General features: G+C 38.0%; 16 protein-coding genes. 13 read left to right on the plus strand and 3 right to left on the minus strand.

The genetic code is table 11. The features are described from left to right. The first annotated feature begins 4 nt into the window (after positions 1–4). The 8 genes from FLK61_RS09575 (at position 5) to FLK61_RS09610 (ending at position 7,180) form a co-directional block, all read left to right on the plus strand. Positions 5–289 carry a hypothetical protein gene (locus tag FLK61_RS09575; RefSeq protein WP_176009247.1) on the plus strand — a complete coding sequence of 95 codons (285 nt, stop codon included), beginning with the start codon at positions 5–7 and terminating at the stop codon, positions 287–289. 423 nt (positions 290–712) lie between these two features. Further along, positions 713–1,081, plus strand: coding sequence for a DUF7674 family protein (locus tag FLK61_RS09580; protein ID WP_176009248.1), 369 nt, complete (start codon positions 713–715; stop codon positions 1,079–1,081). A 137-nt stretch (positions 1,082–1,218) separates the two neighbouring features. Beyond that, positions 1,219–2,373 (plus strand): peptide-methionine (R)-S-oxide reductase MsrB, encoded by a 1,155-nt coding sequence (gene msrB / locus FLK61_RS09585; RefSeq protein WP_217706312.1) that lies wholly within the window; start codon positions 1,219–1,221, stop codon positions 2,371–2,373. 33 nt (positions 2,374–2,406) lie between these two features. Next, positions 2,407–2,937: a peptide-methionine (S)-S-oxide reductase MsrA gene (gene msrA, locus FLK61_RS09590; RefSeq protein WP_176009249.1), complete on the plus strand. Its 531-nt coding sequence runs from the start codon at positions 2,407–2,409 to the stop codon at positions 2,935–2,937. A gap of 57 nt (positions 2,938–2,994) precedes the next feature. Then, positions 2,995–3,837, plus strand: coding sequence for a serine hydrolase domain-containing protein (locus FLK61_RS09595; RefSeq protein ID WP_176009250.1), 843 nt, complete (start codon positions 2,995–2,997; stop codon positions 3,835–3,837). Between the two features lie 44 nt (positions 3,838–3,881). Beyond that, the gene (locus FLK61_RS09600; protein ID WP_249777712.1) at positions 3,882–4,835 is read left to right on the plus strand and encodes a ring-cleaving dioxygenase; all 954 of its coding nucleotides are present in this window, start codon (positions 3,882–3,884) and stop codon (positions 4,833–4,835) included. Positions 4,836–5,219: 384 nt separating this feature from the next. Further along, positions 5,220–6,683, plus strand: coding sequence for a cardiolipin synthase (gene cls / locus FLK61_RS09605; RefSeq protein WP_176009251.1), 1,464 nt, complete (start codon positions 5,220–5,222; stop codon positions 6,681–6,683). Positions 6,684–6,805: 122 nt separating this feature from the next. Beyond that, positions 6,806–7,180 carry a hypothetical protein gene (locus tag FLK61_RS09610; RefSeq protein WP_176009252.1) on the plus strand — a complete coding sequence of 125 codons (375 nt, stop codon included), beginning with the start codon at positions 6,806–6,808 and terminating at the stop codon, positions 7,178–7,180. Positions 7,181–7,406: 226 nt separating this feature from the next. On the opposite strand, the gene FLK61_RS09615 is transcribed toward FLK61_RS09610, so the two are convergent. Then, the gene (locus FLK61_RS09615) at positions 7,407–8,102 is read right to left on the minus strand and encodes a LolA-like protein (RefSeq protein ID WP_176009253.1); all 696 of its coding nucleotides are present in this window, start codon (positions 8,100–8,102) and stop codon (positions 7,407–7,409) included. Positions 8,103–8,571: 469 nt separating this feature from the next. Continuing rightward, positions 8,572–8,892, minus strand: a complete 321-nt coding sequence (locus FLK61_RS09620) for a hypothetical protein (protein ID WP_176009254.1) — start codon at positions 8,890–8,892, stop codon at positions 8,572–8,574. 205 nt (positions 8,893–9,097) lie between these two features. Here FLK61_RS09620 and FLK61_RS09625 point away from each other — a divergent pair, with 205 nt between their 5' ends. After that, positions 9,098–9,406: a hypothetical protein gene (locus FLK61_RS09625; protein ID WP_176009255.1), complete on the plus strand. Its 309-nt coding sequence runs from the start codon at positions 9,098–9,100 to the stop codon at positions 9,404–9,406. A gap of 87 nt (positions 9,407–9,493) precedes the next feature. Here FLK61_RS09625 and FLK61_RS09630 read toward each other — a convergent pair whose 3' ends face one another. Beyond that, positions 9,494–9,952, minus strand: coding sequence for a hypothetical protein (locus tag FLK61_RS09630; RefSeq protein WP_176009256.1), 459 nt, complete (start codon positions 9,950–9,952; stop codon positions 9,494–9,496). Positions 9,953–10,258: 306 nt separating this feature from the next. Here FLK61_RS09630 and FLK61_RS09635 point away from each other — a divergent pair, with 306 nt between their 5' ends. The 4 genes from FLK61_RS09635 to argJ all read left to right on the plus strand — a co-directional run bounded on the left by FLK61_RS09635 (position 10,259) and on the right by argJ (position 13,915). Beyond that, complete coding sequence (locus tag FLK61_RS09635) at positions 10,259–10,495, plus strand: hypothetical protein (protein WP_176009257.1); 237 nt, start codon at positions 10,259–10,261, stop codon at positions 10,493–10,495. Between the two features lie 341 nt (positions 10,496–10,836). Next, positions 10,837–11,067 (plus strand): hypothetical protein, encoded by a 231-nt coding sequence (locus FLK61_RS09640; protein ID WP_176009258.1) that lies wholly within the window; start codon positions 10,837–10,839, stop codon positions 11,065–11,067. 579 nt (positions 11,068–11,646) lie between these two features. Then, positions 11,647–12,678 (plus strand): N-acetyl-gamma-glutamyl-phosphate reductase, encoded by a 1,032-nt coding sequence (gene argC / locus FLK61_RS09645; protein ID WP_176009259.1) that lies wholly within the window; start codon positions 11,647–11,649, stop codon positions 12,676–12,678. Positions 12,679–12,691: 13 nt separating this feature from the next. Continuing rightward, complete coding sequence (argJ, locus tag FLK61_RS09650; protein WP_283811903.1) at positions 12,692–13,915, plus strand: bifunctional glutamate N-acetyltransferase/amino-acid acetyltransferase ArgJ; 1,224 nt, start codon at positions 12,692–12,694, stop codon at positions 13,913–13,915. Positions 13,916–13,925: the final 10 nt, after the last annotated feature.

Consider the following 13,925-nt stretch of genomic DNA (forward strand, 5'->3'; position numbering starts at 1 on the left):
ACTAATGACGAGGCTACCAGGAGTGTTTTGGTGCAATTACTTCGGTAAAAAATATGTTGATTTCTTTCAGGAAAATACAATTAAATCTTTTCCATGGTTTCAACTAGAAAACCTTTCAGATGGAATATTAACATTTTTATCGGAAAGTCCATTAGATAAAATAGTAAAAGATGATAATCTTGAAATACAGGCGAAAAAACACTTAGGGAAAGACTCATTTGGGGATTCAGAGGAATATAAAAAGGACCCTATGGGACTACAAATTAAAAGAACGCCTTTTCGTATTTAATCGTGTAAGGCTCCTGTTCGGTTCATTTAAAAAGTAAATAATACTGATAAATACCAGCTTTTGAATCAACAAATATATTTAATTGAATTGACTTAGAGTAATAAATATTATGAAATAGACATTTTATTTTCAGACAGTGTGAAGAAGGGTATTTTTCCAATTCTCTTAGGAAGTGGATTCAGATAAAATATATTACTTAAATTTACAAAGCAATTAAACGTAAAACTCACATTGAATTGTTAAAGTATTTATTAAAGCATAAGTACTTAAGTTATTAAACCGTCGTATAAGATGGTTTGATTAGAAACTAAGTAATTATTAATTAGTCTCCTTCTCAATTAAAGAAAAAATCAGTTTAGCTATGAGTCTAGTTCTTCAAATATATATTAATTTTCAGGGCAATAAGAAAGAGGTTTATCTAACATGAATAGGCAAACATTTATTACATACTTTTTAACTCGTTTTCCAGAGTATAAAGGTGCTTATAAGCAACACTTAGAAGATTATGATGACTTGCTACTTCATGTATTTTTAGGGGATACAATAAATGAGAGGTTGCAGGAACTATTCGATGCAGATAAGGATGAGATGGGCGAATTACAACAGATCTTTACTTTGTTAGAGAAGATGTCGGTTGAGGGAGATTTAGATATTCAAGAGGTTTTATCGGTAACAATTCTAGCAAGACTTGGTGATGATAAAGATCATTTAAAAAAGTCATACAGGCTAATGGGGGATAATACTAAAATAGCTTCTGATGAAATTGAGAGATACTGGGGTAGAATCAAATAAGAGAACTTAACCTTGAGGGTATATTAAACGAACAATTTATTCTTAACCATATGTAAAATTCTCAAATCCGAGCACCTTTTAAGTGTTTTACTCGTTAGCTTATTATAATGAGAGTATAAATCCGCGGAGGTGTTAACGTGAAAAAATTTACGATTATTACGACGTTAATCGTTTTTTCCGTGTTAGGCGTTATCTTTATTCCGATCGTCTATGATTACTTTACTGCAAGATCCTATGGCAGTGAGCCATTAGAACTCGCTGAGAATGATTATAGAGAAGTAGCAACATTTGCCGGAGGGTGCTTCTGGTGTATGGAGCCTCCTTTCGAAAAGCTCGAGGGAGTAGATGATGCTGTATCCGGATATATTGGCGGTGAAGAAGAGAATCCAGCCTATGATGACGTAGCTTCAGGTAATACAGGACATGTAGAAGCTGTTCAGGTGATTTACGATCCATCGATCGTATCCTATGAAGATCTTGTACAGATCTTTTGGAGACAGATTAACCCAATGGATGATGAGGGGCAATTTGTAGATAGAGGCTTCCAATATACAACTGGTATTTTTTATCACAGTGATGAGCAGCGAGAGATTGCCGAGGCTTCATTAGAAGAATTAGATGCTTCCGGTAGATTCCCTGAACCAATCGTGACGCCAATTAATGAAGCGACAACGTTCTATCAGGCAGAGGACTATCATCAAAACTTTTATCTCGAAAACTCTGTACGTTATGACTTTTACCGAGCTAACTCAGGCCGAGATGATTTCTTAGATGAGTACTGGGGCGAGGATCGCGAGTACGAAGTAGCAGCACCAGATAGCGGAGAAATTGCCTCTTGGAGACAGTATGAGAAAGAGTCAGAGGAAGAGCTTCGCGAGAGACTGACAGATATTCAGTTTGATGTGACTCAAAATGATGCGACTGAACCTGCGTTTCAAAATGAATATTGGAGAAACTATGAAGACGGTATCTATGTCGATATCGTCTCAGGGGAGCCACTATTTTCTTCCACACACATGTATGACTCAGAGACTGGCTGGCCAAGCTTTACACAGCCAATTATGGAAGAAACGATCGTAGAAACAACGGATTGGAAGCTTTTTTACCCTAGAACGGAAATAAGAAGTAAGTACGCTGATTCCCACGTCGGGCACGTGTTTAATGATGGTCCGGAGCCGACAGGACTTCGCTATTGTATGAACTCGGCGGCGATGCAGTTTATTCCGCTCGAAGAGATGGAAGACAGCGGCTACGGCGAATTTCTCTATTTATTTGACGAAACAAACAACTAGCACGTATTATTTACTGTATTACTGAATTAAAGGATGACGCATATGACAACTCAACTCGCAACATTCGCAGGTGGCTGCTTTTGGTGTATGGTAAAGCCGTTTGACGAGCAACCAGGCATCATTTCTGTTCGCTCGGGCTATACTGGTGGATCTGTCAAAGATCCTACGTATCAACAGGTCAAATCTGGTGAATCCGGACATTACGAAGCAGTACAAATTACGTTCGATCCCGAGCTTTTTCCTTACGAAAAATTAGTAACGCTCTATTGGCAACAAATCGATCCAACGGACGATGGCGGACAATTTATTGACCGAGGTAGCCAGTACCGTACCGCTATTTTTTATCACAATGAGGAGCAAAAGCAAGTGGCAGAAGTTTCTAAGGTTAAAATGGAGCAAGAAGGTCCGTTTAAGGATCCGATCGTCACACAAGTGCTTGAAGCTTCTACATTTTATGAAGCAGAAGAAGAGCACCAAAAGTTTTATAAGAAAAATCCTGAAAAGTACAAGCAGGAACAAGAAGAATCGGGACGAAAAGATTTTATTACCTCCCATTGGGAATAATAGAGACGTGCTAAGGGTATTTACCTTTAGCACGTTTTTTTAGAAAGGATGAGACTCATGGAAAAATTAACGAAAGAGCTCGAGGCGCATAACATCGAAACATTTACCATTGTACATAAAAATGAACGCGTTTTTACTTTTGGAGAGGGCAAGCTAGACGAGCTTCATCAAGTGAACTCCATATCTAAATCTATTTTAGGAATTCTCATTTACCTTGCGCGCGAGGAAGGACATATCGATTCGCTTAACGATCCTGTTCACACCTATGTAAAAGAGGCTGTTGGCACGCCTGTAGAAAAAGTGACGATCAATGATCTTCTAACGATGACTGCGGGGTACACGGAAGCTCAGTGGAGGGAGACACTTCAATCAGCGGAATACCTTCAGCATATTTTAACGCTTGATCGCGATGAGTCCGCTACGTTTGCGTACAATAACGTCTGCTCCTACTTGCTTGCAGTGGTTTTAGACCGCGCAACTGGCGATGCTGCGGAGTTCTTTACAAGCACACTTAAAGATCCACTCGATCTTCATGCCACTTGGGAAAAGACAGACGAAGGTGTGCTCCTTGGTGGCTATGGACTTCGCATCTCGGCGAATTCTTTGACGAAGCTAGTAAAAGAACTTAAGAGCTACACGTTTTTTGATGAGTTAATGAAGCCACGAGTCGATTCTGGTATACGAAATCAGCAATACGCGCATCACTGGTGGGTAAGTAAGGGAACGTCACGTCAGCCAATTATTTATTATGCGGCAGGGCGGAAGGGGAAGTTTATCTTTCTAATACCTGAGCGGGAGATCGAGGTTATTTGCACAGTGACGATGGAAAATGATCTGGTACCTTTCCAATGGTTACTTAAATATTTGCTTCCAAATAAAATGTTTGCAAAAACTGAATAAAGGATATATACTTATTAAAAGTAAGTAACTATGGAGGTGTTAGTGTGAAAGCTCTTAAGGGAATTCACCACGTGTCAGCGTTAACAGCAAAAGCAAAAGAAAATGTGCACTTTTATACAGAAGTATTAGGAATGAGATTAGTAAAGAAAACAGTCAATCAGGATGATACAAGTATGTACCATCTTTTCTATGCCGATGAAAAAGGAAATCCAGGAACGGACTTAACCTTCTTTGAAATTCCGCAAGCAGGCAGAACGTATCCAGGAACAGGCAGCATTAGCCAAACCTCACTACGAGTAAAAGACGACGCGACTCTCGACTATTGGGTGAAGCGTTTTGACGAGAATGACATCAAGCATTCTGGCATCATCGACAAATTCGGTAGAAAGACAATCGAATTTACGGACTTTGAAGAACAGCGTTTAGCGCTTGTTTCTGACGAGACGAATGAAGGTGTCGCTGCTGGAACTCCGTGGGAGCACAGCCCAGTCGATCGTGAGAAAGGAATTATGGGCCTCGGTCCAGTTCGATTAACTGTCGCCAAGCCGGAGAAAACGCATAACGTGCTAACAGAAGTGCTAGGTTTTGAAAATATCGGCACCTATGAGCATGATGGGAAGACAGTCACCGTATTTAGCGTTGGAGAAGGTGGCACAGGTGCAGAAGTTCACGTCGAAGCATCCGAAGAAACACGTGAGCGCCCTGGTCGAGGTAGCGTCCATCACGTCGCATTCCGAGTGGAAGATGAAGAAGAACTCCGCAAATGGGTCTCCTTTATCACGGAAAAAGGGTACGCAAACTCCGGCTTTGTGGAGCGCTACTACTTTAAATCCCTCTATTTCCGCGAGCCAAATGGCATTTTATACGAGCTCGCTACAGATGGACCAGGCTTTGAGAGCGACGAGCCATTTGATACATTAGGCGAAAAATTAGCGTTACCACCATACTTCGAATCTCAACGAGAAGAAATCGAAGCAAAACTAAAGCCGATTAAATAGGATACGTTGGAAGCAGAGCCGCATGCGGCTCTGTTTTTTTGAGAGGGTATAACGGTTAACCAACACAGCCATTCGGTTAATCGAAGGCGAAAAGCGGTTAATGAACATGACAATCCGGCTAATCAAAGACAATAAGCGATTAATGAACACGCCAATTCGGTTAATCAATGATCATAAACAATTATCCTACCCGACTAATCGAAAATTCCAAGAACGAACTCAGATAATTAACGAATTAACTCAACCCGAGAATGCTAAAATCGAATTTGCCAACCAACTCATTTTCCTAACCACCCCACGCACACAAAACCCCTACGTTCAATACTATACAAGAGATGTAAATATAGGGTAAACTAAGTAAGAACAGGCGCACTGGAGGATGTTATGACTTTCGAATTTGAAATTGTATCCATACTGTTAATCATTCTATTTTTAATCAACATACTATTTGCAGGTATTATCATTTTTATTGAACGAAAGGACGCGTCTGCTACGTGGGCATGGGTCCTTATTTTATTTTTTATCCCGTTTCTTGGCTTCTTAGTGTACATTTTCCTCGGCCAAAATTTAACGAGACGACGCCTGTTTGATTGGGAAGGGATAAAAAAGATTGGGATCATGGACATTATCGCGAAGCAGATTCAGCAGGTACAAAACCCATCATTTTCTTACCATGACGAAAATATTGACCCGTATCGAGACCTAATATTTATGCATCTCATCAACAACGATGCCATCTTAACAAAGGATAATCATGTCGAAGTATTTGCGGATGGACATGATAAATTCAGACAGCTTCTTCAAGATCTCGAGGATGCTAAAGATCATATTCATATGCAATATTACATTTTTAGAAACGACGATTTAGGTCAGCAAATTATTCAAAAGCTCACACAAAAAGCGCAGGAGGGTGTGCAGGTTCGCATTTTGTATGACGAGCTAGGCTCAAGGCAACTGCGAAGAAAACACTTTAAAGAGCTCACGGCTGCTGGTGGAGAAGTTGGCGTATTCTTCCCATCTAAACTTGCACCACTTAACTTCCGACTCAACTATCGTAATCACCGCAAGCTAACGGTTATTGATGGACAGCACGGCTATGTTGGAGGATTTAATGTCGGGGATGAATATTTAGGCAAAAGCAAAAAGTTCGGCTATTGGCGTGACACGCATCTACGTGTATCCGGCAATGCTGTCGATCCGATGCAAACACGCTTTATTCTCGATTGGAATCAAGCGTCGAAAGACCACCCAATCCAGTACGAAGCACGCTATTTCCCAATGAAAAATCCATCTAACGGTACGGCAACGATGCAAATTGTCTCAAGCGGCCCTGACTCCGAATGGGAGCAAATTAAGAATGGCTACATGAAAATGATCATGATCGCAAAAGAGTCGATTTACATCCAAACACCATATTTCATCCCAGACCAAAGTCTCCTGGATTCGCTACGTGTAGCGGCGCTCACAGGCAAAGACGTTCGCATCATGATCCCAAGTATGCCAGATCATCCATTCGTCTATTGGGCAACTCTATCGCACATCGGACAGCTTTTAAAATCTGGTGTCAAAGTCTACATTTATCAAAAAGGCTTTATTCATGCCAAGTCTATTATCATTGACAGAAAAATGAGTTCTGTAGGTACCGCAAACATTGATATGCGAAGCTTTAAATTAAACTTTGAGGTTAATGCATTTATTTACGATCAAGAGATATCAGAGAGACTGTCAAAGGACTTTGAAAATGACATGATGATCTCCGATCGATTAACAATTGAAAAATATAACACACGACCAAAAATGATTCGATTCAAAGAGTCCATTTCTCGTTTGCTGTCACCAATATTATAAGTAAAATAAGCCTCCCGAAATTAGGGAGGCTTTTATGTAATCAATGCAATAATTTCTTAGAATCTACCTATCAAATAACTACTATTCCAACCAATTGTTCTTAATCTATAGTAGTGAAAAAAATGATTCGATTATATCGCGACGATGAAGATGCGCTTACGTTAATATTTAATAAGAATGGTTCTATTGAATTAGAGAAATTATTTACCCAAGCATTTCAAGAAGGAGAGGCAACATATTCCCTAATTATTGAGAGCTTTTTTGATAAAAAACTCATTATAGATTCCCTTACAATAAGTGATCAAGGCTTTCCAGCAGAATTAGGTTATAATCATAAACATTTAGAAATGCGGTTAGACAGAGAAATAATTGATTTTTGTATAATGAGATTTCAACAAAGCAAAACAGGTAATGAGTTTTTCCCTGCCGAGATTGCGGATTTCGATTACAATGGACACGAAATAACGCTATATGCCATATTCGAGGAAAATGATTAAGAGTAATTAGAAGTAGTACTTACTCGTTTAGAGGGAAGGATCCGTTTAATGGAAGTAAATCTTAATGTTAAAAATAGATATGAGAGTGAAAATGTAAAGTTTATAGCCTCAGCTACAAGTAACTACACGTCAATTTTCAAAGTGATGTTAATACCGAATTCGAGAGCCATTGAGCTGAACCCAGCCACTCTATGCTTAATAATCTTTCAAGGTCAGAATATTATATTTACTCACTAATCTGTTCTTCTAACATTGCTTCACCAATATCTCCTTCTTTTGCATCATCTGAAATCACATCATCCAGCTCAAAGAATCCTTCGTCAAATGGCTCTAATTCTTCAAAGTTAAGTATAGTTGTAATTGTATCAGGGTTTGATCCATTAGTTTTTAAGAGCATTGAGGTTTCTGTACTAATCCAATAAGCAGTTTCTCCTGAAGAAATTTTATGTGCCATAACTCCATTGATTTCTTCTTCTCCTTCGTGAGTAAGTGAAGACTCCTCATCGGCAATAAGTGATTCTAATCCATCTCTTGTAGCTAACAAGTCGGCAGGAGTATCATCTACTTGTTGAGTCACTTCGTTGTAATTATAAAGGTTATAATGATCGTTATAGTTGAGAAGGGTTTCCCCGCTTACAGCTTGGTACAGCGTTCCAGAACCAGATCCATCTGTTTCACTTCTCCATAAAACTTCATCAGCTGATAGATCCGCGTATTCAACGACGTGTATTTTTTCTTCACCATTTATTTCAAATTCGTATCGGTATTCTTCAATATCATCTACATAACGGATAAACTGCGTCGCGATTTCTTCCGCATCATTTAGATTGTCGTTATTAGTTTCTTCGCTTTCAGATTCGCCACACGCGGTTATGATGATGATTACTGTCAAACTAATGCTTACTTGATATATATTGTTCAAAATAGCTCTCCTTAAAATTACACTATATTCCACATGTTAGCTATTTCCCTCGATCATAATGATTAAAACTTTACTACTATTACATAAAATTATTACCGTTAATCTAATATGCAGAATAGTAGTAGATCGTATTTGGAAATATCATTCCCAAATACATAGTTATTCTCTATTCAAAAACTATGTATATATAAGTTTAAAAAAGTCATGTGACGATTACTTTTGCACTAATCGCTAATTTGTAGGGATCATTCAATCCCAATAGTTAAAGAGTATTTCGCCAATCTTTTAGGCTGCCAATACGATATTCTTTCTATTTCAGATTTAATAAGCAAAGATTAATTAAGTAGTATACTATCAACTTTGTTAATATACTATATGCGAAGCGTCATGAACTGTAAAAGCAACTTATACTATATTTAGTAATTAATAGAATAGATTTTTACAATGATAAATTTAATAGTTAACCGAATTAAGGAGATTTAATAATCTCGTGAATATATGGTTTCCTATTATCATAGAGGATAATGACTTTATAAACATGCCCATCACTGGAAGTAAACTCTATAGAATTTGTAAATTGGACTGTCCCTTGATTTACAAGCTCCTCTCTTGCTTCTTCCAATAAATTAATGTCTACATCTTCTCCAATATCAACATATTCAACTCCTGAAAACAAATCTAACATAAGATCAAGGTTTGTCCTTGTTCTGCTATATTCATAACTTAAAAGTATTCCTAGAATAGCCACGGTTATAAAAAGTATTATAAGTGCTAGATTTTTCCTATTCACAAAATCCCCCCCCTTTATAAGACACTTAAAGAGTAACACATTGAGCTGAGCTTTAATTGCAAAAGACCATACAATAATTGAATATTAAATAGAATTAGAGCAATATAAAGAGACTGATTTTACTGCAATACCCTCCAATTAAATGCGTTAAAAAAGAATACGTCAAAAATTCATTTTATTAAAAAATTTAATAGAGGTGTTACTTATGGATAGGAAAACCATGCTTATCAGCATCTTATTGGATAGCGACATTAGCGACGCAGAAAGAGATGATGCAGCTATAGACTTAGGGTTTATATCAAATGATGACCAAGTGGAAAAGGCATTATTACAAGTAGCCAATGATAATCATACTGATGACATGATTAAGGCTAGCTGTGGGGAGTCTTTAGCGCAAATTTGGTTGAACGAGAAAATAGTTGACGGGGAGAAAATATATTTACTTAAAGGCATAGCATTTGAAGAAGCGTTTGCCTTAATGAGAAAAGAAAAAGAGAATGATTCGGCATTATAAAGTCAGATTAGTCAGATATTAAATCGGGTGATTATTCATAAATGAGTACTCATTTACAGAGGCTAGGCGGTATTAACCAGTGATCATTTAATCCCAATAATTAAAGATTATTTCACCAACCGTTTTGGGCTGCCAATATGTTATTTGCTCCATCTCAGCTTTATTAAGTTTGGAATCACTGAGTAATTTTTTATTAACTGGACGATTAAGTTCAGAAGTAGGAAGCACATGATAATAAGCACAGAAAAATTCATACATAGCCGTGTGATTTACGAAGTGAATATGTTCAACGTCTACTCTAGACGCAAAAGCAAGGTATGGATGATGCATATTAAGAAGTATATATATCGGAACTCCTTCATGCTCTAAATGAGCTAAATAGAAATTGGTTAAACCAGCATCTACGTTACTATCAATAACTCTCGCTTTGTTTTGATTAGTAAATGTATAACTATAACAAAGCTGTTTAAATTGATTATAATTAACTTGCGGAGGCTCGTATAAAGTATAATCATAAAATCCTGTAACTCCGTTTAATAGTTTCATATAGTTTAGCACCATCCAGTTCGTATTCTTTGGTAGTTAAAGTAACCCAAACAACTTCCAGTATTGGATAGAAAATCATTTAATAGCTCTTTAATTTTAGACGATTTTTATGCAAATTGAAACTGCGGATCGATTTAGTATTTTTAAGGATTAGGTTGTACAGACACTCGGTATTTTCCTCACTCCTCAAAGTTGTGAACTTATTATTGCTCATAACGAAGAGAAAGCAATTGATGATTTTTCAAACGAGTAATAATCGGGAACATCTAATAAAATGGGCAAATCAATATGTATGGGGTGAGAAAAGTGTCACATCATGATCGAATTAAAACAGTATGTAACAGATTTATTGATGGGGAGTTTGATTTAGTAGAGTTGCAGAGTCGATTAGAGACAGCGATTTTTCCTGAAGAATTAAAAGACAATGAGTTAGAAATTTTAAATGATCTAGAGATAATTAGATTCACGCAATCAGAAGAAAATCATCACCAATTAGCCCTAGTTGTGGTAAATAGATTGTTACGAATGCTGGAGGATTATTAATGAGGTCTTAGTTAATTAATAATTTGATTAAGTCTCTTCTATATCGTTCCTTTTAGATGATCTAAATTAAGTAAAGGCGGTCAATTATGAATCTTGAAGAGCAGTTAAAGCTGGAATTACAGCGAAATAATAGTGAGCGCGCTATACTAATAGTAGAGGAACTAGGGGAGTCAAAATAAAAGAGCGTTGTCCCATACCTTTGTGAACTATTAGAGAGTACGGAAAGTCATATATTTAGAAATGCACTTGCTCTCACGTTAGCTGATATTGGTGATAAACGTGCATTAAAATCTCTCATTAATATGCTTAAAGATCCAAAGACACTAGGATACAGAGGAAACTTGTTAGCAGCTCTTGAACCATTTGACTATTCAGCGCATATGGATTTGCTAATTGACTATGTTATTAACGGAAACTATGAAGTGAGTAGAAAATCATATTTTTTGATTGAATCACGGCTAGACGCTGTGTCTAAGAAAAAAAGAAAACGATATAAGAAGAAATTAAAAGAAGCAAGAGAACATTTAGAGGGTCATGTTAAATTATTATCAAAGACAATAAAAATGTTATAAATACTATTATAAATGACGAAATGGATGAAGAAACGCATTATGTTAAAGGTAGAAGGGTGAATGTAATAATGAGATTAGACATTTTTTTAAAAAAGCTAACAAAGAGGTTATAGAAGTGAGGGAAGTGTGAGCAGTGAGGGAAGCGAGTCCTTCTTTACACGATGCACTTTTAGGAGAACAATAATAGGTAGTTACATACCTCTTTAAGATAAAATTGATTTATAATAAAAAATATCATGCTAGTAAACGTAAGAATTTACCGATTCAACATTTGGTAAACAATAAAGCTTACTATTAGAAACAAAAATAGAACGAATCCAAAACCTTTGATCTCCATTCAAAGGTTTTTTGCTGTTTTTACATATAACAACCTTGATCAGACTTTAATAATATATTAATAACTAGTTAACATAATAAATATATAACCAACTAAAGCAACTTACATAAAAGATAAACACTACCCAAACCTAATTTTCATACAAAAATATTTATAAATATTATGTATAAGGGTTGAATAAATATTACTTATTAAGTATAATCATTAAATAATTCAACAGTTCGTAGGAAGGCGTGATAGGCGTGTTAAAAGTCGCAATAGTAGGCGGAACAGGATACGGAGCTTTAGAGTTAATAAGATTAATGCAGCATCACGAGCAAATCACGATTCACTCGATTGTATCAACTTCGGAAGAGGGAGAGCTCGTCTCAACTAGATACCCGCATCTAAAAGGGGTCGTAACAAATACATTCGATGCACTAGACATTAATAAAATTGCAAAAGAAGTAGACACCATCTTTTATGCAACACCAGCGGGAGTTGCGAAATCACAAATCGAAGCGTGCACAGAAGATGTACAGCATATTGATTTATCCGGTGACTTCAGATTATCTAAAGAAGATTATGAAGCATGGTACGGGTTATCAGCACCTGATAAAGATGCGTTAAGTCAAGCAGTATACGGACTTAGCGAAGTGAATAAAGATGCAGTGGCGAAGGCAAAGATTCTCTCCAATCCAGGATGTTTCCCTACAGCAACGCTGTTAGCACTTTTACCAGGTATTAAAGAATCATTAATTGATACTCAGGATTTAGTGATAGATGGTAAGACAGGTGTTTCGGGAGCAGGACGAAAGCAATCCTTACTGACGCATTATTCAGAAACGAATGAAAATGTCACGGCCTATAAATTAGGAAAGCACCAGCACATTCCTGAAATTGAACGGTATCTATCGGAGCAAGCAGGAGAAGACGTAGCCATTACGTTCACCACACATCTGATTCCGATGACGCGTGGGATCATGATGACGTGCTACGGAAAGCTCAAGGATGGTGTGACAGAAGAGGGCTTCATCCAAGCTTATAAAGAGTTTTACAAAGAAGAAAAGTTCGTCAGGGTTAGAGAAACTGGTGTTCCATCTACTTCAGAGGTTTACGGTAGTAACTACTGTGATATTGGCTTCCATATTCATGAGCGGACACGGCGAGTCATTATTGTATCGGTCATTGATAATTTAGTGAAGGGTGCGTCAGGACAGGCGCTTCAGAATTTTAATATTATGAACGGGCTTGATGAGCAGATGGGGCTCACGGTATCGCCTGTTTATCCATAGGAGGAATAAAAACATGGTCATGACAGATTTTGCTCAACTACAAATAATTAAAAACGGTCACGTGACAAGTCCAAAGGGATTTAAAGCTGGTGGCACGCACTGTGGCTTACGTCGTAAAAAAGTTGACTTTGGATGGCTTTACTCAGAGGTTCCAGCGACGGTTGCTGGTGTATATACACAAAATGCTTTCCAAGCAGCGCCATTGCACGTAACAAAAGAGTCTATCGCAGTAGAGGATAAGCTACAAATGGTCGTCGTCAACTCTGCTAATGCCAATGCATGCACCGGTGAGATCGGTATGGCCAATGCATATGAGACTCGTAAGCTAGTTGCCGAGCGCATCGGCGTGAGCGAGCATTTAGTTGCCGTTGCTTCGACAGGTGTGATCGGCGTTCAGCTACCTATGGAAAAACTGACAAAAGGTATTGAGCAAATTGATCTTGATCAATCTGTAACAGCGGATTTTGAGCAAGCCATTCTTACGACGGATACGGTTACTAAGTACGTGGCTGTTGAAGTAGAAATCGAGGGCAAGGTCATTACACTTGGTGGCGCGTGCAAAGGCTCTGGAATGATCCATCCGAATATGGCAACGATGCTTGCTTATATTACAACAGATGCAAACGTGGAAGCGGAATCTCTACAAACAGCGCTTAAAACAGCTACAAACGAAACGTTTAATATGATCACAGTCGATGGTGACTGTAGCACAAACGATACCGTACTTGCTTTCGCAAACGGTATGAATATGCAAACGGAATTAACGACCGATCATCCTGAATGGCACAAATTCCAGGATGCTTTCACACTCATCAGCCAACTTCTTGCAAAGAAGATTGCGAAGGACGGCGAGGGAGCGACAAAGCTTGTAGAAGTAAACGTGAAGCAAGCCGAATCTACGGACTCTGCCCGTAAAATCGCCAAGGCGATTATTGGCTCTAACTTAGTAAAAACTGCGATTTACGGAGCTGATCCAAACTGGGGACGCGTTATTTGTGCAGTTGGCTACAGCAATCAGCCGATTGACCCAAGTAAAGTCACTGTCTACCTTGGAGACATTAAGGTAGTCGAAAACGGATTACCAGCTGACTTTAGTGAAGAAGAAGGCAAGGAGTACTTAATGAGTGAAAACGTCTCTGTTACGGTTGAGCTAAAAATGGGTGACGGCGAGGCGACAGCCTGGGGATGTGACTTAACCTACGATTATGTCAAAATAAACGCGTCTTATCGCACGTAAGGAGGGAACC

Source organism: Paenalkalicoccus suaedae (genome assembly GCF_006965545.2).
Classification (GTDB): Bacteria; Bacillota; Bacilli; order Bacillales; family Salisediminibacteriaceae; genus Paenalkalicoccus; species Paenalkalicoccus suaedae.